The organism is Albibacterium sp. (assembly GCF_035514885.1).
GTDB lineage: Bacteria > Bacteroidota > Bacteroidia > Sphingobacteriales > Sphingobacteriaceae > Albibacterium.
The window spans coordinates 608,207-632,275 of record NZ_DATJCH010000012.1 but is presented as its reverse complement, the minus strand read 5'-3'; the positions used below and the strand labels follow the sequence as shown (position 1 = coordinate 632,275).

Sequence of the window (24,069 nt, the reverse complement as noted above, 5' to 3'; positions counted from 1 at the left end):
TATAATGGAAAAACCATATTATATAATAGAATTGGCCAATTCTCATGGTGGAGATATTGACTACATAAATGAATTAATTGAGTCTTTTGATGATTTAAAAGATGGATTTGGGATTAAATTTCAATGTTTTCATCCGGACTTAATAGCATTGAAGGATTTCAGGGCTTATGAATTATATAAAGAGTTACATTTTAATAGTCAAGTATGGAAGACCCTAATATTAAAAGCGTCTAAGACTAAAGACATCTGGTTAGATATATTTGACACATACGGAGTTAATATCTATATGGAAAATATAGATATTATTTACGGTGTTAAATTTCAAGCATCTGTTTTATATAATAATGAAATAATCGATGCTTTAAGTAAAATTGGTCTTACTAATAAAAAATTGATACTTAATATTGCTGCTCAATCAATTGAAGACATAGATCATATAATTCTTAGTATTAAAAATAAATTAAAACCTGAAACAATCTTTTTGGAGTTTGGATTTCAAGCCTATCCTACAAGTTTAGAAGATTCCGGCCTATCAAAAATCCATAAGTTAAAAGAATCATTTCCCTACGAGCTTGTATTTGCTGATCATACCGACGGAACCACAGAAAATGCCATTTGGCTTCCTGTGGTTGCATATATGATGGGAGCGCGGATCATAGAGAAACATGTTATGTTGGATACAAGAGAAACAAAATATGATCATTTTTCTAGTCTAACCCCAGCTGGTTTTAGAAGTTTGGTTAAAAAAGTAAATACATATGCTGAATTAAATGAAAAACCATTCATTATTAAACCTGAGATTGAATATTTCGAGAAAACCTTAATGAAACCTATTTTAAAAAGGGATCTAAAAAAAGGCAAGATTCCTTCATTACAAAATGATTTTATTTATAGAAGATCTAATCAAGATGGTTTGAATGTAAAGGAGATAAATGAATTAATTACATCCCAATATATTCTATCAAAAGATGTTGAAGCAGGAAAAACACTTTTAAAGGAAGATTTTAAAAAAGCTAAGATTGGTATTGTGGTAGTTTGTAGGATGAAATCAACAAGATTACCAAAGAAAGCTTTATTAAAGATAGGCAATTTAACTAGTGTAGAGTATTGCATAAAAAATGTTCTTAAATTAGAAAATGTAGATAAAGTGGTCTTAGCTACAAGCGTTTTACCTGATGATGAAATATTAAAAGATTATACGTATAGCAATGATGTAGGCTTTTATCAAGGTGACCCTGAAGATGTGATGCAAAGGGTACTTGATGTAGCAAAAATCTATGATTTCGACTTGGTTTGTAGAGTAACTGCAGATATGCCATTAATCTCAAATGAAATATTTAATTGTTCATTAAAAAGCCATTTTAAATCAAGTGCGGATTATACAGCGATTAAAGGTGCACCCATTGGATTTGGTGTTAATATTATGAATGTTGAAGCTTTAGAAAGAGCCAAAGAGTATTTTCCTGATGCTAAGTATTCTGAATACTTAGTTTATTATTTTATTAACAATCCTACTTATTTTTGTTTAAACACATTAACCTTACCAGAATCTTTACAAAGAGATTATAGATTAACACTAGATTACGAAAGTGATTTGAAATTCTTTAATGTACTTGATGAAAGAATTGATTTTGAATCACTAGGAAGAGATTATACTCAACAGTTATATGATTTTTTAGATAACAATGAACAAATTGTTAATATGAACAAAAATGAAGCTGTGATGTATAAAACAGATAAGGAGTTGATAAACAGGATAATTAAATACACTACTTTGCCAGTAAAAAAAGAAATCTAGGTCCTGTTATACAATATTTTTATTATGGATAAATAACCTGTTTTTGTAATTAAAAGATGAAATATAAAATTTTGATAGTTGGTGCAGGGTTTGGTCAATTACCCGCAATTACAAGAGCGAAAGAGCTTGATTTAGAAATCATAGTAGTAGATAAAAATCCAGAAGCAATAGGAATGAAATTGGCCAATTATTCATACCCTATTGATGTTTTAGATAAAGAAGAAATATTGGCTATTGCTCGGAAACATGAAATCAATGGTATTATGACTATGCAAAGTGATTTGCCAGTTCCTACCATTGGGTTTGTCAATGATGCCTTAGGATTAACAGGAGTAAGCTATGAGGTTGCAAACTTCTGTAGCAATAAAATCGAGACAAGGAAACGATTAAAAGTTAAGCAATGCGCCCAACCTAATTTTGAAATCGTTGATAATTTAGACTCCACTAGATTAGCAGCGACTTCAATTGGTTTTCCATGTGTTATTAAAGCTCCTGATAGTTCGGGTAGTAGAGGTATCGTAAAAGTTGGGGCTGATTCAGAAATCGACTTTGCATTTAATGAAGCTTTTAAGTATACAAGGGGTAAGTCGATTTTGGTTGAAGAATATGTTGTAGGGTTGGAGTTTGGTGCACAGACTTTCTCCGTTAATGGAAAATGTGAAATAGTATTACTTCATAATGATACAATATCTTCACCTCCTTTTATGATTCCTATTGGACATTCTTTACCCTTTACTCACCTTTCTGATGAACAAAAAGATGAAGCAGAAAGAGATATTAGAAATGCAATTGAAGCATTAGGAATAAAAAATGGTCCGGCTAATGTTGATTTAATCCTAGATAATGAATCTAAGAAAGTGAAAGTAATCGAAGTAGGAGCCAGGATAGGAGCTACTTGTCTTCCTGAATTAGTAACATATCATTCAGGAATCGATTGGGTAGGAAATACCATTAAAAATGCGATGAACTTAAATGTAGATTTAAGATTTAAACATCAAAAACCAATAGCAGCCTTAATAATTGAATCTCCTATTGATGGCCTTTTTAGAAATTATATTCTACAAGAAGGGTTCAATGAAAAGGAGCTAATTGAGTATGAAGTAACTCCCGAGGTAAATGAAGAAGTAAATATTTTAAGGAAAGGTACAGATAGAATTGGAAAGATAATAGCATACGGAGTTGATGTTGAAACTGCTGAAAGAAAAGTAAAATATTATAGAGATTTAATCCAGATTAACGTAGAATGATTAAACCATGCGTTATATTTTTTACTAACGGAGATATTATTACAGGTTTTGGACATATATCAAGAAGCTTGGTGATAGCAGATGTGTTTCGTACAATGAATCACCAAGTTGTTTTTCTTATTAAAGACGATTCTCCATTTCAAGAAACATTAAGAAATAATGGATATGAAGTATTCCAAACATCTTCTTTTGATGAAAATGAAGCAAGTACTTCTATTAAAAGAATTCAGCAAGTAATGAATGTTCAGTTAGCAATAATTGATTTAGTTGAAACTGAATATAATCGACTTTATTGGCTTAGAGCAAGATACCCCTCGTTATTTATTGTTTCCATCACATTGTTTTTATTTGATTTAAAGAATCGATATGAGCATTTAAGTTTTTTTCCATCGCTTAATCTGTCCAAGAAGGAACAAATTATAGGGAGATATGGTAAATTTAAATTAATGTCAGGTAAAGATTATTTTACATTTCGCAAAGAATTTAAAGATATTGAAAGAATTCAGCGTAAATCTGCAAATAAAATATTAATAACCATGGGTGGAAGTGATCCTCATGGTTTTACGTTAAAAGTTTTAAACAGTATACAAAATTCTGATTATAAAATAACAGTAATTCTATCATCTATTTCACCTAAATATCAGGAAGTTCAAGAGTTGTGTAAGAGTTTTGAGAAGAATATAACACTTCTGAATACTTCAAAGAATATGGCAGAGGAGATGTGTAATAATGATATTATTATATTAAATGGTGGTTTAACTAGATATGAAGCATGTTTAACTAAGACACCTTTTATCGCTATATCCATTCATAAGTTACAATATAAAATTACAAAACAACTTACAGACTTAGGAGTGGGAGTCAACTTGGGAATAGGTGATGAGTTAGGTTTTAATGAAATTGGAGAAACCATTGCGGATTTATTAAAAAGTCATAAAAGAAGAGTTACAATGGCTAAAAATATGAAAAATATAATAGATGCTCATGGTGCTGAAAGAATTTATAATGAGACTATTATGTCTTATATATCCTAACTTATGAAAAAAATAACGAAAAGAGTAAGGCTGTTTATGAAAATCAAAATGCTTTTCATACCAGATGGTCCTCATGGTGATCGTGCTCGAGGAAAATTATATGAGCCATATTTAAAAGGATTCGGTAAAAATTTTAAGGTGGGAAGTCAAGCTTTTATCTTTAATCCAAATGAATTATTAGTTGGCAATGATGTTTATATAGGTTTTAATTCATATCTAGGGCAAGGCGAAATAATATTGAAAGATGAAGTGTTAATTGGGAATTTTGTGTCAATTACAGCTTCAAATCATTTGCTTAAAAATGATAGTTTTAGATTTGGGGGCTTTGAATCTAAGCCTATTATAATTGGAAAAGGAAGTTGGATAGGCGCTCATACTTCCATTGTGGCGGGTGTTATTATTGGAGATTGCACATTAATAGCCGCAGGTAGCGTTGTTACTAAACCATTCGAGGGATTTTCGATTCTAGGTGGATGTCCCGCAAAAAAAATTAATACTATTGAAAAATTTAAATTAAAATATAATGTGGAATAGGAATGATGTATTTATAATTGCGGAAATGTCTGCCAATCATAATAACAATTTCGATATTGCGGTAGAAACAATAAATGCAATGGCTTTGGCAGGAGCAGATGCAGTTAAAGTTCAAACCTTTAAACCAGACTCCTTAACCTTAAATGTTGACAATGACTTTTTTGGCCCAAGAAAGGATGGTTTATGGAAAGGTAAAACTCCTTATGAAGTTTTCTCTCAAGGAGCTATGCCTTATGATTGGCAACCTAAACTGAAGGAGGTTGCTGAAAATTTAGGAATGGTATTTTTTTCTTCTCCCTTTGATTTGGAAGGTGTAAAGTTCTTAGAGTCTATAAATGTACCACTATATAAAATCGCTTCTTTTGAGATTACAGATATACCACTAATAGAATCTGTAGCAAAGACCGGAAAACCAATAATTATTTCTACAGGGGTAGCGTCAATTTCCGACATTGAATTAGCAGTAAATACTTGTCGAAGTGTAGGAAATAACGATGTTACATTATTAAAATGCACTTCTGAATATCCGGCTACTGCAGATATGGCTAATTTATTAACAATTCCGAACTTAAAGGAGACATTTGATGTTAAAGTTGGAGTTTCGGATCATACTATGGGAAATACTATTCCAGTAGTTGCTATAGCCTTAGGTGCTCGTGTTGTAGAAAAGCATTTCATTTTAGATAGAAATTTGGGTGGTCCCGATGCTGCTTTCTCTATGGAGCCCCCTGAATTTAAAGAAATGGTACAAGCTTGCAGAGATGCTTACAACTCTTTAGGTAAAATCACATATACATTAACAGAGCGTAATAAATTAAGACGACGCTCACTATTTGTTGTGGAGGATATTGAAAAAGGTGAATTATTGACAGAGAAGAATATTCGTTCGGTTAGGCCAGGGAATGGAATGCCTCCTAGATATTTGAAAGAGTTAATAGGAAAAGTTGCTCCTAGAAATTATAAAAAAGGAGATCCCTTTCTTTTATAATAAGAATAATGATTAAGAAATTACTTGCCAGCCCTTCAGTTATTTACCTAACAAGTAGATATGGTACATATTTTATTCAATTTATTAATTCCTTATTTATTGCAGTTTACTTAGGACCACTTTATTTAGGAATCTGGGGGTTTTTCAATTTAGTTATGCAATATTTTACACAAGTTAATTTTGGTGTCCCTTATTCTTTGAATGTTATGGGTTCAATTAATAAACAGGATAATCAAAAATTAACTTTGATTTGTAACTCTGGATTATTATTAACTTTAATAACATCGATAGCAGCTATTGGCTGTTTATTTATTATTGTCTTATATTTTCCGGAGATTGGGTCTAAATATAGATTGCTAGAATTTATATTACCTCTGATTATAATTGTAGTCACACAATATTTTAATACAATTTTTTCTAATATATATAGAGTTTTCGGAAAGCTAAAAGAAATTTCATTCAGTCAGTCATTATTACCACTTTCAATCCTTATAGTTTCATTGTTTTTTAGAGGAGAAAAATTATTATATGCTATGATATGGATAAACGTAATAGCAAATGTATTGATACTTGGAGTTTACTTATACAACAATCCAATAAAACTAAATCTTCAATGGAATAAACCTTTGATAAGAGCATTATTAGAAAAAGGACTTTATTTGTTTATCTATACCAGTTCATTTTATTTTATAATTATAAGTATTAGAACCATTATAAGTCATTATTATACTGTTGAAGAGTTTGGCTTCTTTACATTTTTCTATACTCTTGCCAATATATTTATTCTTTTGCTTAACTCCATTACATTCCTTATTACACCTAAAATGCTTAATAAATTTGCACATAGTGAGGTAGAAGAAGCTGAAAGATTTATACAAAAGTTACGGAAAGATTATATAGTGCTGGCCCATTTACTGATGCAATTATCATTACTGTTTTTTCCAGTTTTCTTACAGTTTTTTCCCACATATAATAGTACACTTTTCGGGTTTCGTCTTATAGTTTTGAGTATAGTTTTATATACAAATGGTTTTGGCTACCAAGGTCTATTAATGGCAAAACATAAGGAGAAAAATCTTGCTATAGTATCAGTGGTAGCTTTTTTAATTAATTTATCCGTTGCTTTTATAATTGTTGAGTTTCTTAACTTGTCATATGAGTATGTAATCATAGCTACTATGGTATCTTACCTATTTTTCGTTTTAGCAAATGGCATTTCAGGTATAAAGCTCTTAAAAGGAACTTCCACTTGGAAATTACTATTAAAAGCAGTGATCCCTCATTATATTATGTTGCCTTATCTATTAGCTTTAATATTAACTTTATTGAATGTTAATAATTGGCTTTTCATACTACCCTTGTTGTTATTTATTATCTTAAATCTAGAGAATCTCCTTGGTTCTTTTAAGACAGCAAAAAAAATGATAAACGACCCTCAATATATTAATATCTAAAGTGATAACTATTCAAAACAAACGTAAGTTAGCGATTATAAATAATTGGGTAAAGTTTGACCTGACATTACTTTTGTGTGTTCTAATTCTTCCACTAATCAATTTGAATATACCATTTATTGGTGTTATTGATGACGGAATTTGTTTGTATTTCTTGATCGCAGTTCTTTTTAAATTCAAGAGATACTCCTTAACTAATAAGTCTATTACTACTATTGTGATGATTTATTTTCTTTATTCTTTTTTTTTATTATTATATAATACACTACCATTAACAAGTTATATTCAGGTCTTTATTACTTCTAAGTTTTTATTTGTTTTTTATTACTTTGGCCTCAAATCTAAAATATATAAATATCAATTCTTTAAGATATTTATTCGTATATTTTCTATTTTGTTTATTCTAAGCATTGTAATAAATGTTTTGTATTTTATTGTTCCAAATTTATATATAAGATCAAATCAGGATGTGCGAGGAATTAATGGAATTACAATAGGTGGCATTTTCTTCTCAAGAACAGTCTATTCAGGATATCTCGTTTTTTGTATTATTTTATTACTTAATATAAAACAGCATGTAAATAAATTATTTTTGTTCATATACAAGTACAAGTTGCAGATCACTTGTTTATGCTTACTTTTCCTACTACTAACTTTTACTAGAAAGGATATTTTATTTGGTATTTTAATTATTGTATTCTTTTTGAGTTTTAAGATCAAATCTAAGTTTAGACCATTTTACCAATTTGGATGTATTGCTTTAATATTTATAGTGCCTTTCCTAACTGATCGACTTTTTGGAGAGATTAATCAGCAAACATTTACAGAAGACCAAGTTAGAACTCAAATCTTTTTTTCAGGGTTAAAAGTATTCAATTATTATGCACCCTTTGGTTCTGGTCCTGGTACTTTTGGGAGTATTATGTCTATACAATATCAGAATGTATACAGAGAGTTAGATATTGCAGAAAGAATTTATTTAGGATTTGATCAAGCATATGGGCCTATTTTTGATGTTTTTATTATATCCTTATTAGCTGAATATGGTCTTGGTATCATTATAATTATTGCTTTTTTCTTAACTATTCAAAAGGCTAAATTTAATTACCTCTCTGTGACACCATTTATAAATGTTAGAATGACAAAAAACCTTTTGTTATTTTATATAGCTTTCGCTAGTATTAGTGTCCCTATTCTAATTAATGGAGTTGGTTTATTTATAATTGCAATATTGGCGATTCTTACAAATAGTAAAATAAGGTTATGAATTTGAAATTTGACGAATTAGAAAAGAATGTTAAAATTATGAACTCATTTCGCTATAAGGATACTAATGCTTGGATTCATGTGAAGTTCAATTTATTTCTTGATAACCTTGTACAAAACACCTCAAAAACAATTCATAAGAAAAAACATCTTAAATTAATAGGGATTAATATCTTGAACTTATTTAAAGGACTGAATAAAGAATATATGTATTTTGGATCTTCTAGGGGATTAAGAATGTATCAAGATAAAGTTGTTGATTTATATTTCCCATATGAGAAAGTCGCAATTGAGTATTGCAAGGTCTTTTTAACTCTGAACAATGTTAATGACGTTAAAAAATTCGATCATTTTTATAAAGAGAATTCAGTGCTTTCTGATAGTGTATTTAACGTATTTACAAATTTGTTATCAGTAATCTTAAGTAAATTTTGGGCTTTTTATAAATTTGAAGAGACTTATAATCAGTGTTGCTATTTAAATATTAAAGTTAGCCGTCAAAAATTGTTGCGATACTATCTAGACTTTATTATTAAGTATAATTTCTATACTATAGTTTTTTCATTTCAGAAAAAGTGCAAAGGAGCATATCTCGTTTCTGCTTATTCTAAATCTTACATATGTGCAGTATTAAAGAAACGATTAATACCCGTAACTGAAATCCAACATGGTCATATTGGGAAAAGTCATATTGGATATAATTATCATTATACAGAAGGACTTCCACTCCCTGACAGAATACTTGTTTACAACGATTTCTGGGCTAAAGAGATTAAGAGGTCAAATTTTCCTGTTAATATAGATTATCAATCTTCAATGAAATATGAACTTGTAAAATATGAACAAAATCCTTTTGATTTTAAATATCTGATTTATACAGGACAAGGTCAAAATAAAGACTCTATTTCTAATTTTATTATGGATAGTTTGGAATATTTAAAAAACAAAGATTTAAAATTAGTATACAAGCCGCATCCTTCGGAAAGAGAAGCTTCATTTGAAATTAAAGAATTATGTCTAAGAAACTCAGATTGTTTACTATATTATGAAGGAAATGTTTCATCAGAGAAATTAATATCAGAAGCAATAGCACATATATCAATTTCATCTTTTTGTCATTTTGATGCAATACATTTTTTAAAACGAACATATGTTTTAATTGGATCAAATGAATCTCAATTCTTTAATACTTTTTGTGAAAGTAATAAGAGTATTATGATACCTATTACTAATATAAATCAAATATCATTATCGTAAATGGTTAGAAAACTTTTATATTTTTTTTATATTTTTTTATTTCGGTTTACTCCTGAGATATATCGTCCGTATGCAATCATTAGCCCTCATTTACGAAGATTCCTTGTCAAAAACTTTGTAAATAAAGCTGGGAAAAAAATAAGGATCAAAAGAAATGCTGATGTTTCGATGTTTATAGAAATTGGTGATTATTCAGAATTAGGAACAAACTGTATTATTCAATCTAACACAATTATTGGAAATAATGTGATTATGGGACCAGATGTAAAAATATATACAAAAAATCATCAGTATGCATCTTTAGATATTCCTATACAATTTCAAGGTGAAACTGCTGAAAGTGTTGTTATTGGTAATGATGTATGGATTGGCGCTAATGTTGTCGTGTTGCCTGGTGTTATAATAGGATCTCATGTAATAATTGGAGCAGGATGCGTGGTAACAAAAAATATACCTGATTTTGCAATTGTGGGAGGAGTGCCTGCAAAAATATTGAAATATAGAAATGACTAAAATAGATTTAAATATAATTAAGATTGAACTATTTGGCTGCCCAATTCATCAGCTTAGTATGGAACAAACTATAGCGATTATAGACCATAGTATTGAAAATCGTATTTTTTTGCAACACGTTGTGGTAAATGCAGCAAAGTTAGCCAATATGCAGAAAGATGCTCAATTAAAAGAATCTATAATTAATTGCAACATTATTAATGCAGATGGTCAGGCTGTGGTATGGGCATCTAAGCTATTGGGTAAAGCATTGCCTGAACGCGTAGCGGGTATTGACTTAATGGAGAACTTAGTAAAGTTGGCAAACCAGAGAAATTATCGTATTTTCTTTTTTGGTGCAAAAGAGGATATTGTAAGAAAAGTTGTTGACAAATACAGTGATATCTATTCTCCCGGCATTATTGCAGGATATCGCAATGGCTATTATAGTAAAGAAGATGAACCAGAAATTGCTAAACAGATAGCTGATAGTAAAGCTGATATTCTATTTGTAGCAATTACTTCCCCAAAAAAAGAAATCTTTATTAATGCTTACAAAGATATTATGAATACACCATTTACAATGGGAGTAGGAGGCTCATTTGATGTGGTGGCTGGGATAACTAAACGTGCACCTAAATGGATGCAAAATAGCGGTTTAGAATGGCTTTACCGAGTGATACAAGAGCCTGGTAGAATGTGGAAACGTTATTTAATAACAAATACTCAATTTATTGGGATGGTTATTAAATATAAATTAGGACTTAATAAAAAATTATAAAAATGAAAATTACAATAGTTGCCGGTGCTCGTCCAAATTTCATGAAAATAGCACCTATTATTCATGCAATCCAACAAGCACAGTCTGATAAAAAAGATATTGCATTCCGCTTAGTGCATACAGGGCAGCATTATGATAAGAAAATGAGTGGTGATTTTTTTGAACAGCTTGATATTCCAAAGCCGGATGCAAATTTAGGTGCTGGTGGTGGAACGCAAGCAGAACAAACAGCAGCAATAATGATTGGCTTTGAAAAAGAGCTTATGACAAATCCTGCTGATATAGTTCTTGTAGTTGGTGATGTAACTTCAACAATGGCCTGTAGTATTGTTGCTAAAAAATTAAATACTAAAGTAGCTCATGTAGAGGCAGGAATAAGATCAAGAGATATAACCATGCCTGAAGAGATTAATAGGATGGTAACTGATGCCATTACAGATTACTTCTTTACAACATCTGAACTAGCAAATGAAAACTTAAGGAATGAAGGAATAAAGAAAGAAAATGTTTTTCATGTTGGCAATACAATGATTGATACCTTGCTAAAACAAATGCCTCGATTTATAAAGCCACCAGTCTGGGATAAGGTGTCTTTAAAGGAAAAGGAATATATTGTAATGACCTTGCATAGACCTGCAAATGTTGATCAAGAGTTACACTTGAAAACTTTAATTGATGAAATAATATTACAAAGTAGAGGTTTACCACTAGTGTTTCCCGTTCATCCTAGAACTGCACAAATAATTGAACATATTGGTATTAAGGCAAGCAATTTATATATGATTGAACCACTAAGTTATTTAGAATTCAATTATTTGGTTAAGCATGCAAAAGCTGTAATTACTGATTCGGGTGGTATTACCGAAGAAACTACAGTAATGAATATACCTTGTATGACTTTGCGTGATAATACTGAGCGGCCTGAAACATGTACTATGGGGACGAATGAGCTCTTAGGTACAAATCCGAAGGCTATAAAACCAGCGATGGATATACTGTTTAATGGAGATTGGAAGTCAGGAAGAATTCCTGATTTATGGGATGGTAAAACGGCTGAGAGAATTGTAGATAAATTATTAGAGATAGCATAAGCTATCTTTTTTTTGTTTAGACTACTTTCAATTTATTTGAAGCGTTTAATTAAGCGCAATTGTAAGCCTATAGAATTGTCTAATAACTGCCCTTGATCTATTGCTCCAACTATTCCAACAGTAAATTCCTTTTTTATTTCTTTTTGTAACTCCAAGTATCCTGAAAATTGATTTACAGTTTTAAAGATTCCATATACTGGGGGATATCTTATCTCTCCTTGAGATCCACCGATAGAACTGGTTCCATACGTTCCAAAATTTCTAGAATACACTGTTTTAGAAATAAAATTCCAGTCTTTCACAGAACCTGAAAAACCGATGTGAAAAGCATAAAGTCTATTATTGATAAAGTATTGACCTGGATTGCTAACAAGTCCTTCTTTTGCTTCAAATTGAGTTGTAATAAGAGGTGTTCCTATACCTTTTTCATTATAAGACCATCCTTCATAATAATAATAATTATTATAATAATCTTCATCGCCAGATTTGGTATATTTAGACCATAGTTCACCTGCTTGGTTCTTAGTATAAAGAAACTCAAAAAGAATAGTTTTCCATTGAAAAGACCTCTCATTTGAATATTTGAATCTTTTATTTTCTAAGCGAATACCATTTAGGCCATCACGGATATTAGCTAATTTCGAGAGTGCACCAACATCGTAGAAATTCTGTCTATAAATTAGAAGGTTTGTACTCTCAAAATCATATTCAATGCCTACATCAATAGAACCTATTTGATTTCCTATTTTAGATTGCCCAATAATATTATTCCCATAAACTTTACCAGTTACGATATAGAAGAAAGTTTGAAGATTTGAAAGACTAAAATGATCACCATAAACATCTCGTTCACTTCCCCACATCGCATGATGATTAAAGCCTCCGTGTAATTTTAATTTCCAATCATCTCTACCAATTCGACCGTATAGGGATTTTTGATGGAAATAGGTAGTTGGATATATAATATGATCTCCTAGGATATCGGGGTTTGTTAATCCTTTAGTTGGTACAGTAAATTTTCCAGCCCAACCATGCGAAAAATTACCTTTAATGGCTATCAAGCCATCCCAGATAGGTAATGTATAATATTGAGGTATAGAAATTTCAACCTTCGGAATTCCTAATGCATTGCTGGATACTGCAAAATTCCCGGAAGTAAGGGAGCTATCGCCATTAAGTCCCATTACATCTTTTGTTCTTCCTGCTTTAAGTTGAAAGATGGCCACTCGCATTTTACCATAGCCTTCTATCAAAGATAGGTTTGATTCTTTTCCGAGGTTGGTTCTGCCTTCAAATCCTGCCCCCCAGTCAATTAGTTTTTCTTTGCCATACCAATTATCGCTTCTTGTTGTATCGTAGGTTTTAGAGGCTCTGGCAAGTAAGCTCCCCGAGACACCAGCTGTAGGTATGGAACCAAATTGGTTTGATCGCATCCAGAATGGAACAACGCCATTACTAGTAGCACTTGTTTGAGCTTCTACTTCATAATGGAAGAGGGAGTCTTGCGCGAAAGTGTGTAAATGAAAGCAGAGGGTAATAACTAGAACTGTAAACAAGGATCGTATCATTTTTAATAAATTGGTGATAGGCTATCAAAGCTGCTAAAATACTACTTACAGTTCATAAATTCTCTATAGCATTAATACTTGCTATAGAGTATGTAGAAAATCACCCATTTTGGGTGATTTTCTACATCTATTAGATTACTTTATTCTTCCCTTATTGGATACATCGGTATCGAATGTTATTTGAGTAGTTATTAAATTAGTGTAGGTAGTGGCTTTCTCCATATCTTTGACATCTTTACTTGAAAATTTGGCTTTTATAACTTTGTGATCATATCTTTTTCCATTCTTTCCTCTCATAAGCTTACTAAGCGCTTTCCAAAAATCTGTATGAGAACCGATTATTTCAAAGATTCCGACATTAATTAGCAGTTTAAAGAAATACATAGTTAATGCAAGGCTTACATTGGTTCTGAAAAGCCCGGCTGGAGGGTAGGTGTTATAATCGCTGAGCTTTCTATCGTGCTGGTTCATGGCTACTTCGAGATGGCCTTTTATCTCTCTGCCGAGGCTGTGGTTTTTGCTTGTAAAGGCGGTGTTCTTTTTAGCGGGGTAATCGCATTCTATTAAATAGCCTTCTATTAGATCTCGATTCTTGGGTAGGTCTTCTATCAGCTTATCAAGCTTGTTGGTGTAATAGTCTATAATTTGATCTTTGTTGAAGTTTAAACGAACAAAGATCCTGAATAACAGGAGTTCGTCTACTTTCTCGCTACTGCTGGTTAAAAGATGGTATATCTCGAGACAAAGTGTGGTGAGGTATTCTAATCCTTCTGGCGACGGACTTTCATCAGGCGTCCGTTCATTGGCCAGGTTAAAATAAAGGCGAAGGATCCTGACTAAATCAGGATCTAACTTCGCCTCTTTATATAGGTTTAACAATTGCTGTTTGGTTGCCATTGTTTGCAACACTTTTTCTGCGTCCTCTAAGAGTCCCGTTTCCTCCACACCTTTGTGGTAAGAATACTGTGAGAACAGGTAGATTCCTTTCTTCATGGTTGTTTATTATTTTTTATTTGATTACTTCTGTAGTTTTCTTTCAGAAAGCGTTTAATATCGCTTTCAAAGAATACATGCCGGTTACCGATTCTGCTACACGGTATAATACCTTCGCTTACATAGCGATAAATGGTACTGGTACTGATACGTAGTTTTTCGGATAATTCTTCAATGAAAATAAGGTCATGCAATACGGAAACTGGTGCAGTTTCTTGTGCCTTAATTTCTAGAATAGATTTAATAATCTGTTCGTTAGTTTGATGTACTTTGTTAAGAACCTTTACAAGCATAGATAATTCATCAGTGAAATTTGCATTTTTCATAATATAAAATTTAATTATACGTTAAACAATTTAAGTGGGATACTTTTACACAGATTTGACCATAGCTATGTACCTCTGTGCCAGCAAAGGAGCATATTCACTTACGAATATAAAAGTGTCTTTTTTAGTGCCTTTTGTTTAAACGAGCTAAAAGGAGTGGAGATAGTAGGGCCAGGATACCGAATATGGCAAGCCAAAAAGGTGGGATAGCGGGTAGACGTTCTTTCTCGCTTTGCTTATTGCTTTGTTGTTCTTTTTGGCTGCTGGTACTTTGTTGATTGAGATAGCGGCCTTCTTGCTTTTCGCTCGATTTGCTTTCTTGATTGAAGCTTGACTGCTGCGATGATTCTGTAAGGATGATGCTGCCTCGGCTGAGTTGGAAGCCACCGTTTGGCAGGTAGCTGATTGTTGAATCGGAATGGATAAGGGTTGTGCTGAATTGCAGCTGTTGCAACCAGCTTTGGAGCCACTGGCTTGCCTGGCTATCGAGCTGATGCTGGCTGGTTTCTATGAATTGACTCTCGCTATTGTTTGTGGATTTTTGGGCTGAGCGCTGCTTGCTGATTGTACTGCAGCTTATCAGGAAGCTGCAGTAGATTAAGATTGCTAAATAAGATTTTTTCATGATTTCTAGGGTTTGGTGATCCAGTCGGATACTTGATAGATGCTGCTGACAGGCCTTCTTTTGCGATAAACGCCATCGCCTTCGCGGCTGCCTGTGTCGTTGGTATTTCCTTCAACAGTGATTACGTATTTATCATCCCATTGATCTACGAATCCGGCATGAGCAATGCGTTTTAAATTGCTGTAATAGATTCCAAAGACATCGCCCTGCTGGGGCTTTTTAAGGCTTCTGTTGGAGTTGTTTTGATTCTTTTGCCAGATGATTCGCTTATTAGGGAATAGTGAAGGAGACCATGCCGTTCGGGGTTCTGGTAGCCCTGCCTGGCCGAATGACCAGGAAACGAAGGCTGCGCACCAGGCATAGCCTTCGTTTAACTGGGTGTATTTTAGGTATTCGGCAACGCGTTCGCCATCGTTTTTATTGGTTTTTTCGCGTACGCCGATTTCCTGTGTATAGATTTTGCGGATTTGCGCCCGCTTTAAGGTTGTTTGTTCTTGTAGTGTTGCTTTGTTTTCTGCTGCCAAGTTTACATAAAGGCTGCTGTTGCTAATATGAAGGCATAGAAAACTGCTAAATAAAAGGAGAAGTAGATCAATGCTTTTTGCCATGATAGTAGGGATTTAAAGGTTTTTTCTAAGAATTCGTGTTGGTATTCGCTTAATACGGGCCATTGCCAGGAGATCATCCATCCGGTTAAGATCATAAAGGAGATAACGGTGATGGCGGATAGGGGGATGACGGCCAGTACGCCCAGATCAATGGGAGCTGCGGTGATGTCTATCCAGCGGATGGTATCGCCAAAGAAAATGAATATAAGGATGGATAATATCAGCATTAAACCTAGTTTGTGCTGATGGAAGAAGTAGTTGAACTGGTCGAAAACTGTTTGAATCTGATTCATGATGATGGAATTTAGTGGTGAGTGAATGGAAAAAAAAGGAGGGCCTCTTGCGAGGGCCTCCTTATGATGCAAGGGTGTTACTAGAGCGTAACCGATCCGTAATACTTGCTTTCTGAACGTTTTGAGCCATCACTAGACATTGCTGTAGCCCAGATGTGAAGCTCTCCCTGACCCATGAACTCGGTGTTTATGATATCTTCACCTGCTCCGCGAGTCGCGTTTTGATACAGGAAGTAATCTTTGTTTGTTTCATTATACATGATGATATAAACCAGATCATCGGCTTCAGAAGATAAGGGGTTGATGGATGGGTCCCAGCTGATTTGCAGATCTCCATCGAGGTTGATTTCCGCCTGTGTTGTGATGCCTTTTAATGAACCTTTTGAAAGGATTACCTCGTCATAAGGGATTATGAAATCCGGGTATTGGCCTTCAATTCTTGGTAGCAAATGTTTGGTTGCCTGGTTAAAGGCTGTCATCTTTTGCTGGTTTGAATCGTTGTAACCCATATCGATAAAGCTTCGTAAGGGACTGAGGAAATCAATTGTTAGTGCAAACTTGGAACGTTGTGCGAGTTGTTTTTCTGTTGCCGCCTTCTTTGACGGTCGTGGTAAGGATCTTAAGTAGTCGATAGAGCGCCAGTTTGATCCTACGATGTTTCCAAGTTTTCCTGAGAATGAACCTAAGGGTCCTTTTGCATAAATTGCCATTTTTTTAAGATTTAAAATGTGAATGAATTTGTTAATTGAATGAGCAACCGGTTTGCAATCATTGGGAACAAACATATCGTAGGCTATTGCGCCTGGCTATTTTTTGAGAATATTGATTAGCCTTGTTTGTATTTGGTTGGTAAGAATAAAGATGAATTCGCTGGAGAGTTAAGAAGTGCTGGTGATTGGGTAAGAGTAGAGGGTTAGGAGAGGGGGAACGATAGCTGTGCTTCTAACATCCGTATAATTGTAACAATAATCCTACGTATCAAACTATTTGGTTGTTAATAGGTATTTTTAGTAGAACAAAAGTTAAACACTTAAATACTAATTATATATGACTAAATTATGGAAAAAGATACCACTCAAAACGTGGCACCTAAACACCAGCTAAGCGTTACTGATGCCGTTGCAATTATTGTAGGAATTGTAATTGGTGCGGGGATTTTTAGGACTCCTTCTTTAGTTGCAGCCAATACAGATTCTGATTCATTGTTTTTATTTGCCTGGATACTGGGTGGCGGAGTATCTTTAATTGGTGCTCTTTGTTATGCCGAACTGACCACTGCATTTCCCAATGCCGGTGGAGATTATCACTTTATTGGCAGGGCTTATGGAAAAAAGCTCGCTTTTCTTTTTGCCTGGGCCAGAATGAGTGTTATTCAAACTGGATCAATCGCCTTACTAGCTTATATTTTCGGAGATTATTTTAGCCAGATATACAATCTCGGAGAGTTCTCTTCTGTCATATATGCGGCACTTATAGTCGTAATTCTTACTGCCATTAATATTATGGGAATCAGGCTGGGGACTGGTACGCAAAAGTTATTTACAGTGACTGAGGTGGCTGGTGTTTTATTGATTGCTGCAGCAGGGTTGATCTTTGCACCCGAATTTGTTGAACCAACATCTGCTGTAATAGAACCACCCACAACTTCTGGCAACTTTTTAGGTTTGGCGATGGTGTTTGTTCTTCTAACATTCGGTGGATGGAATGAGGCAGCGTATATATCTGCTGAATTGAAAGCTGGGAAGAAAAAGATGGTTCGGGTATTGGTTATCAGTATATTGATCATTACGGCAGCCTACCTATTAATTAATATAGGATTTCTGAGGGCATTGGGACACAGCAGCATTGCTCAATCTGATGCGGTAGCAGTAGACCTTATGAGGATTGTTTGGGGAGAAACCGGTGTTTGGCTTATCGGGATTATTGTAGCAATTTCTGCACTGACATCTGCAAATGCAACGATCTTTACAGGAGCCAGAACAAATTATGCATTGGGTAAGGATTTTAAGGTACTATCTTTTCTTGGAAAATGGAATAGTCAAACATCGGGGCCGGTGAACGCTTTTCTGGTGCAAGGGTTGATCTCTTTGATATTAATAAGTTTAGGTTTGTTTACACGTAGCGGATTTGAAACTATTATTGAATATACTGCACCTGTTTTTTGGTTTTTCTTCCTATTAGTGGGCATTGCATTATTTATATTACGTAAAAAAGAGCCTGATGCACACAGAGCTTTTCGTGTTCCACTATATCCGATCACACCTATTATTTTCTGTTTAACAAGTGCTTATCTTTTGTGTTCAAGTTTGATGTATACAGGTATTGGCGCACTGGTTGGTGTGATTGTATTATTTGTTGGGGCACTGCTTCTTACAATATTCCAAAGAATAGAGAAGAGAAGATTTAAGAATGAGGAATATCAGATTGATGAAATGGAAGTTTAGATATAATTATAATTCATATATTTTTTAACCTTTAAATTAAATGAGATGAAATCTGTAAAAAAATTAATTGGGGCCCTACTTTTATTAGTATGCACTGTTACCCTTACTAATGCACAAGACCGCCCGGCATTAGATGTTCCATATGTGCCAACGAGACAGGCAGTTGTTGATGCTATGCTGAAAATGGCTGATGTAAAAGCTGGTGATGTATTGTATGATTTAGGATGTGGTGATGGAAGGATTGTTGTTACGGCTGCTAAAGATTATGGCGCAACGGGAAAGGGATACGATATTGATCCTCAAAGAATTGCAGAGGCGAATGCCAATGCTAAAAGTGCCGGGGTAAGTGATAAAGTAGAGTTTTTAAATGCCAATCTGTTTGATACGGATTTAAGCGGAGCTTCTGTGATTACCTTGTATCTTTTACCTGATGTGAACATGAAATTGCGTCCGAAAATTTTGGCACTTAAACCAGGTACCAGAATTGTATCTCACGCTTTTACAATGGGAGATTGGAAGCCTGAAAAGACGCAAACTGTTGATGGCTCTACGATTTACTTCTGGACGGTTCCTGAAGGAGGGGTTATTAATTAAAGGGCTGATTTAAATGCATAGTTCATTGCTAAGATTTATTGTTATTTGCAATATATGTTGCTATTCGCATTAAGAAATAGGATGTTTAAGGCTGGATGTTAAGATAAATGGATTGTGAATTTTGTGTTCCATTTATCTTAACGTTTATTTAAGTTATAGCGTAACCAATATGGTAACATTTTTGTATAAGCTCACAGAAAAACTACATATTCCTGCTGAGGTATTAATTCAAGCGTATTAAGTATCTTCTAAACTCTTAAGTGTTTTTGACCTGCCATTCCTTTTCGAATTAGGAATTAAATCTATCGTATCATTTTATCTATATACATAAGATTCTTATATATTATATAAAATTATATATTTGTGTATGAATTCAACTAAGTATAAAGGATTACTGAAAGGAAGTCTTCAGATAATTATCTTGAAGCTTCTGCAGAATAATGATAGGATGTATGGATACGAAATTACGCAAGTAGTTAAGGAGATCACGAATGGTGAAATTCTACTTACGGAGGGTGCTTTATATCCGGCTCTGCATAAATTGGAAAAAGAGGGGCTGTTAACAGCGAGTGTAGAGCTTGTGGATAATCGTGCCCGCAAATATTATGCTCTTAGTGAAAAGGGTAGAGCAAAGGTGAAAGTGAAGCTGAATGAAACGAAAAGCTTTATGGGAAATCTTGCTTTATTGCTGAATTTAAATCCTAAGATGGCATGAAACTAAGTGTTTTGCAGAAACAGGAAATACGAAGGTATCTGGAGGAGGTAACCATCGTGAAATCAAATTGCGATGAGCTGTTTGACCATATTATTACTGATTTGGAACATAATGCTTCTTCAGATAAATTGGATATTGAAGAGGTTAAGAAATGCATCGACGTTGAGTTTGATGATCTGATAAATACTGAACAGGAGCGAAGGGATTTTCGGAGAATAAATACGCTTGTAGGTTTTGCTTTGTTCTTCTTTGCCTTGATTGTTTATTGGCTTAGCATGGAACCTACTGTTAGTTTTTGGGATTGTGGGGAATTTATTGCTGCAGCATTTAAAATGGAAGTGGGCCATCAGCCGGGGGCACCGATCTTTCTTATTCTAGGAAAGATGTTTAGTCTTTTTGCTTTTGGCGAGACTTCTAACATTGCATATTGGGTTAATTTTAGTGCAGCATGTTCGAGCGCGGCTACTATTTTATTTTTATTTTGGACCATTACGGCTTTGGTGGCAAAGGCTTATAGGAATGAAAAGATTAAAAGTAAAACGAAGAGTATTATCATTGCTGGTGTAATAGGAGCCCTGGCCTATACTTTCTCTGATACTTTTTGGTTTTCTGCTGTTGAGGCGGAAGTGTATGCTCTTTCTTCTTTATTTACGGCCATTACCTTTTGGGCTATTCTTAAATGGGAGGATGCGATAAATGATCGTTGGTTGATCTTCATCGCATTTATGATTGGACTTTCAACAGGAGTACACTTATTGAGCCTATTGACAATTCCGGCGATTACATTGGTTTATTATTATCGTAAATCGAATGGTATTACTGCCTTGGGAACTGTTAAAGCTTTACTGGTTGGTTGCGCGATTGTAGCTGTTGTGCAGTTTGGAATGATACAATACTTTGTATTGGGAGCATTTAAACTTGATCTTCTTTTTGTTAATGTTTTTGGATTTTCATTTGGATTGGGAGCTTTGTTTTACATTGTCCTATTTAGCTTTTTATTGTTTTTTGGTATTCAGTATTCTATTCGAAAGCATAATTATAAGCTTAACTTAGGCTTAATATGCACGGCATTTTTACTATTGGGATTTAGCTCTTATACCATCATTCTTCTTCGTGCGAATGCCAAACCAACTATTAATTTAAGCAATCCAGATAATATCTATTCGCTTTATAATTATCTGGGAAGGACGAATTATCAATCTACTCCTTTATTGTACGGTCATACTTTTGACGCTGAAAGCATTGATAATGAAGTAACAGGAAACTTGTATAGGAAAGGGGAAAGGGATTATGAGATTGCAGGAAATAAGTACAAAACAAGCTACGATAAAAACTTACTGTTTCCGAGAACATACAGTCAGAAACCACAGCATATAGATTTTTACAAGGAATGGATGGGGCTTGGCGATGGGGAGACGCCAACTTTTAGTGATAACCTTGGTTTCTTTGCTTCCTGGCAGGTGGGTGTAATGTATTGGCGGTATTTTCTCTGGAATTTCTCTGGCAGGCAGAATGATATTCAGGGATATGGAGATATTAAAAATGGTAATTGGATTACAGGAATTAAACCTTTGGATGCCATTCGTTTGGGAAGTCAAACCGATCTTCCTCCAAGTATTATTGCAAATGAGGGTCATAATGTGTTTTATGGTTTACCTTTTTTATTGGGTATCGGGGGAATTTTCTGGCTGTTTAGGAGAAATAAGCAGATCGGGATTACGATTGCTACCTTGTTTTTCTTTACAGGTATAGCCATTATCTTGTATCTCAATCAGGATCCACTGCAGGTACGCGAACGTGATTATGCTTATGCTGGATCTTTTTATGCTTTTGCGATTTTTATAGGTTTTGGCTTTCTATTGGTTAAAGATTTTCTTCAAAAGAATTCTACCAAGAGGATAGGCTTGGTAGCGGCGACTGTAATTTGCTTTTTTGGGGTTCCATTTTTAATGGGTACACAAGGCTGGAATGATCATGACCGCTCTGATAAAACGACGGCTTTGGAATGGGCAAGGAATTACCTGAACTCTTGTGCTGAGAATGCCATTCTATTTACAAATGCGGATAATGATACTTATCCGCTGTGGTATGCGCAAGAGGTAGAGGGTATAAGAACGGATGTACGAGTAATTTGTCTTCAGTTTTTGCAGGATGATTCTTTTATTGATCAGTTGAAAGCTAAGGTAAATTCATCTGAAGCTTTGCCGATTAGTTTATTGCATGAACAATATCAGGCCGGCGTTAGGGATTTCTTTCCTTATGTGGATTATGGGATAACTGATAGCGTGGAATTAAGTGATTTGCTTGCGGTGATGACTTCTGAAAATAGAAATGATCAGGTTCAGATGTCTGATGGTTCTTATATGAACTTTTTACCTGCCAGGAAATTGAAACTCTCTATCAATGCAGACCGCTTGATTGATACAAATACGATTCGCCCTGAACAGAAATCTGATGTGGTGCCTGCAATGGAATGGAGCTTTAATAAGCCTTATGCAAGTAAAGCGGACTTGATTATGTTTGATATTTTGGCAAATAATAATTGGGAAAGGCCTGTCTATTTTGCTACATCGGTATCTGAAGATACGTATATGGGCTTAGACGAATATTTGTATTTAGAAGGATATGCCTATCGATTATTGCCTTTAAAAAATGAGGGTAAAGAAATAGATAAAACGCAGCGTACAAATACCGAGGTAATGTATTCTAATGTGATGAATAAACTGGATTTTTCGGCCTTTAATAGGGCGAAATACATGGATGTGGAATCAAGAAGGGTTGTGAATAGTACATGGCATTTAAACAATACGCTGGCTAATAACCTGATTACTGAAGGTAAAACAAAGGAAGCAAAACAGGTAATGGGGAAAAGTATGAAGCAGCTGCCTTTAAGAAACTACTCCATTGTAGATACTTTGAACAAGCTAAACACGGTTCGGAATTTATATGCGCTGAATGAAATTGAGGAAGCTAATATGGTTACTGATGCAACATTGGATTTCTTAACGGAGGAGCTTCAGTATATAGCATCGCTTGCTACTAAACCTCAATTAGCCTATAGGGACGAGGTTCAAATAGGATTGTATGTTTTAACAGAGTTTGAAAGGATTACAGCTGGCTATAGGCAAAAGGAATTAAATGAAAAGACGGGTGGTATCCTGAATCGGCTACCACAAATCCTTTAGGCCGCTTTGCAGGGCTTCTTCATAGCTTTCTTTATCAAACTTATACAGGTAAGGGGCTTTATAGGCTCCCCCGGTGCGTTTAACAGGTAAGCGTTCAAGTATTTTGTAGCTGAGCATTTTACGTTGAAAGTTTCTGCGGTCGAGGTTTTTTCCTAAAATGGTTTCATAGAGGCTCTGCAGCTCGGGCATGGTAAATTTTTGCGGGAGTAGATTTAAACCAATAGGCTGGTAGTTGAGCTGTTGTCTTAAAGTTTTGAGGGCTGTTTCTATAATGGATTGGTGGTCGGATACCAGGGATGGCAGTTCATGCACATCATGCCATTGACACTCAATTGTGTAGGCATCGGGAACGGGTTTTACCTCTGTAAATTCAACGAGGGCATAAAAACCAATGGTTATAAAACGTTTGAGTATCCATTCGATAAACTCATCTGCATGTTTGTCAATAGAGAATTGCTTCTTTAAGAATTCAATATTTCTATTAAGTTTTGTACGATCAGGATCTCCGAAAGCATGAAATTGCTGGAGAAAAACCTGATCTAAACCTGTCCGGCTTGATAACAGACGATTGGCTGCCAGATCCAGGCTCTCGTCATTTTTGATAAACCCACCAGGGAGAGTCCAGTTTTCTTTATCAAGGGTTTTTAATAATAGTATCTTTAAGTGATTTTCATGAAATCCGAATACGACCAGATCAATAGATACGGATGGTAAATTATTCGCAATAACATTTTTTAACGAGACAATCTCATTATTTTCTTCCATAACACACAAAG

23 protein-coding genes are annotated in these 24,069 nt (G+C 34.2%); 15 read left to right on the top strand and 8 right to left on the bottom strand.

Annotated features, from left to right (window positions below; all coding sequences use genetic code 11):
* Positions 1-4 precede the first annotated feature (4 nt).
* The 11 genes from VL047_RS06790 (at position 5) to wecB (ending at position 11,942) form a co-directional block, all read left to right on the top strand.
* Complete coding sequence (locus VL047_RS06790; protein ID WP_325359342.1) at positions 5-1,798, top strand: cytidylyltransferase domain-containing protein; 1,794 nt, start codon at positions 5-7, stop codon at positions 1,796-1,798.
* A gap of 56 nt (positions 1,799-1,854) precedes the next feature.
* On the top strand, positions 1,855-3,045 hold the full coding sequence (locus tag VL047_RS06785; protein WP_325359341.1) for an ATP-grasp domain-containing protein: 1,191 nt from the start codon (positions 1,855-1,857) through the stop codon (positions 3,043-3,045).
* On the top strand, positions 3,042-4,079 hold the full coding sequence (locus tag VL047_RS06780; RefSeq protein WP_325359340.1) for a hypothetical protein: 1,038 nt from the start codon (positions 3,042-3,044) through the stop codon (positions 4,077-4,079). The genes VL047_RS06785 and VL047_RS06780 overlap by 4 nt, the downstream gene beginning before the upstream one ends.
* Before the next feature lie 3 nt (positions 4,080-4,082).
* On the top strand, positions 4,083-4,613 hold the full coding sequence (locus VL047_RS06775; protein ID WP_325359339.1) for an acyltransferase: 531 nt from the start codon (positions 4,083-4,085) through the stop codon (positions 4,611-4,613).
* Positions 4,603-5,601, top strand: a complete 999-nt coding sequence (pseI, locus tag VL047_RS06770) for a pseudaminic acid synthase (RefSeq protein ID WP_325359338.1) — start codon at positions 4,603-4,605, stop codon at positions 5,599-5,601. The genes VL047_RS06775 and pseI overlap by 11 nt, the downstream gene beginning before the upstream one ends.
* An 8-nt stretch (positions 5,602-5,609) precedes the next feature.
* Positions 5,610-7,055, top strand: a complete 1,446-nt coding sequence (locus tag VL047_RS06765; protein WP_325359337.1) for a lipopolysaccharide biosynthesis protein — start codon at positions 5,610-5,612, stop codon at positions 7,053-7,055.
* 220 nt (positions 7,056-7,275) lie between these two features.
* Positions 7,276-8,322 carry an O-antigen ligase family protein gene (locus tag VL047_RS06760; RefSeq protein WP_325359552.1) on the top strand — a complete coding sequence of 349 codons (1,047 nt, stop codon included), beginning with the start codon at positions 7,276-7,278 and terminating at the stop codon, positions 8,320-8,322.
* Complete coding sequence (locus tag VL047_RS06755; RefSeq protein WP_325359336.1) at positions 8,319-9,578, top strand: hypothetical protein; 1,260 nt, start codon at positions 8,319-8,321, stop codon at positions 9,576-9,578. Before VL047_RS06760 ends, VL047_RS06755 begins: the two co-directional genes overlap by 4 nt.
* A complete protein-coding gene (locus VL047_RS06750; protein WP_325359335.1) occupies positions 9,579-10,091 on the top strand; it encodes an acyltransferase in 513 nt (170 codons plus the stop codon). It abuts the gene before it with no gap.
* On the top strand, positions 10,084-10,851 hold the full coding sequence (locus VL047_RS06745) for a WecB/TagA/CpsF family glycosyltransferase (RefSeq protein WP_325359334.1): 768 nt from the start codon (positions 10,084-10,086) through the stop codon (positions 10,849-10,851). Before VL047_RS06750 ends, VL047_RS06745 begins: the two co-directional genes overlap by 8 nt.
* Positions 10,852-10,853: 2 nt before the next feature.
* Positions 10,854-11,942 carry a non-hydrolyzing UDP-N-acetylglucosamine 2-epimerase gene (wecB, locus tag VL047_RS06740; RefSeq protein ID WP_325359333.1) on the top strand — a complete coding sequence of 363 codons (1,089 nt, stop codon included), beginning with the start codon at positions 10,854-10,856 and terminating at the stop codon, positions 11,940-11,942.
* Positions 11,943-11,974: 32 nt separating this feature from the next.
* Here wecB and VL047_RS06735 read toward each other — a convergent pair whose 3' ends face one another.
* The 7 genes from VL047_RS06735 to VL047_RS06705 form a co-directional block, all read right to left on the bottom strand.
* A complete protein-coding gene (locus VL047_RS06735; RefSeq protein WP_325359332.1) occupies positions 11,975-13,510 on the bottom strand; it encodes a capsule assembly Wzi family protein in 1,536 nt (511 codons plus the stop codon).
* Positions 13,511-13,645: 135 nt separating this feature from the next.
* Positions 13,646-14,503, bottom strand: coding sequence for a hypothetical protein (locus VL047_RS06730; RefSeq protein ID WP_325359331.1), 858 nt, complete (start codon positions 14,501-14,503; stop codon positions 13,646-13,648).
* Positions 14,500-14,829, bottom strand: coding sequence for a helix-turn-helix domain-containing protein (locus VL047_RS06725; protein WP_325359330.1), 330 nt, complete (start codon positions 14,827-14,829; stop codon positions 14,500-14,502). Before VL047_RS06725 ends, VL047_RS06730 begins: the two co-directional genes overlap by 4 nt.
* A 124-nt stretch (positions 14,830-14,953) precedes the next feature.
* On the bottom strand, positions 14,954-15,454 hold the full coding sequence (locus VL047_RS06720; protein WP_325359329.1) for a hypothetical protein: 501 nt from the start codon (positions 15,452-15,454) through the stop codon (positions 14,954-14,956).
* Positions 15,455-15,459: 5 nt separating this feature from the next.
* Positions 15,460-15,978, bottom strand: a complete 519-nt coding sequence (locus tag VL047_RS06715; protein ID WP_325359328.1) for a CHAP domain-containing protein — start codon at positions 15,976-15,978, stop codon at positions 15,460-15,462.
* A 2-nt stretch (positions 15,979-15,980) separates the two neighbouring features.
* Positions 15,981-16,355: a hypothetical protein gene (locus tag VL047_RS06710; protein ID WP_325359327.1), complete on the bottom strand. Its 375-nt coding sequence runs from the start codon at positions 16,353-16,355 to the stop codon at positions 15,981-15,983.
* A gap of 80 nt (positions 16,356-16,435) precedes the next feature.
* Positions 16,436-17,065 (bottom strand): DUF6266 family protein, encoded by a 630-nt coding sequence (locus VL047_RS06705; RefSeq protein WP_325359326.1) that lies wholly within the window; start codon positions 17,063-17,065, stop codon positions 16,436-16,438.
* A 348-nt stretch (positions 17,066-17,413) separates the two neighbouring features.
* Here VL047_RS06705 and VL047_RS06700 point away from each other — a divergent pair, with 348 nt between their 5' ends.
* The 4 genes from VL047_RS06700 to VL047_RS06685 all read left to right on the top strand — a co-directional run bounded on the left by VL047_RS06700 (position 17,414) and on the right by VL047_RS06685 (position 23,293).
* Positions 17,414-18,799, top strand: coding sequence for an APC family permease (locus VL047_RS06700; RefSeq protein WP_325359325.1), 1,386 nt, complete (start codon positions 17,414-17,416; stop codon positions 18,797-18,799).
* Between the two features lie 45 nt (positions 18,800-18,844).
* Positions 18,845-19,393, top strand: coding sequence for an SAM-dependent methyltransferase (locus tag VL047_RS06695; RefSeq protein ID WP_325359324.1), 549 nt, complete (start codon positions 18,845-18,847; stop codon positions 19,391-19,393).
* Positions 19,394-19,760: 367 nt separating this feature from the next.
* Positions 19,761-20,108: a PadR family transcriptional regulator gene (locus tag VL047_RS06690; RefSeq protein WP_325359323.1), complete on the top strand. Its 348-nt coding sequence runs from the start codon at positions 19,761-19,763 to the stop codon at positions 20,106-20,108.
* Positions 20,105-23,293 (top strand): DUF2723 domain-containing protein, encoded by a 3,189-nt coding sequence (locus VL047_RS06685; RefSeq protein WP_325359322.1) that lies wholly within the window; start codon positions 20,105-20,107, stop codon positions 23,291-23,293. The genes VL047_RS06690 and VL047_RS06685 overlap by 4 nt, the downstream gene beginning before the upstream one ends.
* On the opposite strand, the gene VL047_RS06680 is transcribed toward VL047_RS06685, so the two are convergent.
* Complete coding sequence (locus VL047_RS06680; RefSeq protein WP_325359321.1) at positions 23,276-24,058, bottom strand: NUDIX hydrolase; 783 nt, start codon at positions 24,056-24,058, stop codon at positions 23,276-23,278. The genes VL047_RS06685 and VL047_RS06680 overlap by 18 nt on opposite strands.
* Between the last annotated feature and the right edge of the window lie 11 nt (positions 24,059-24,069).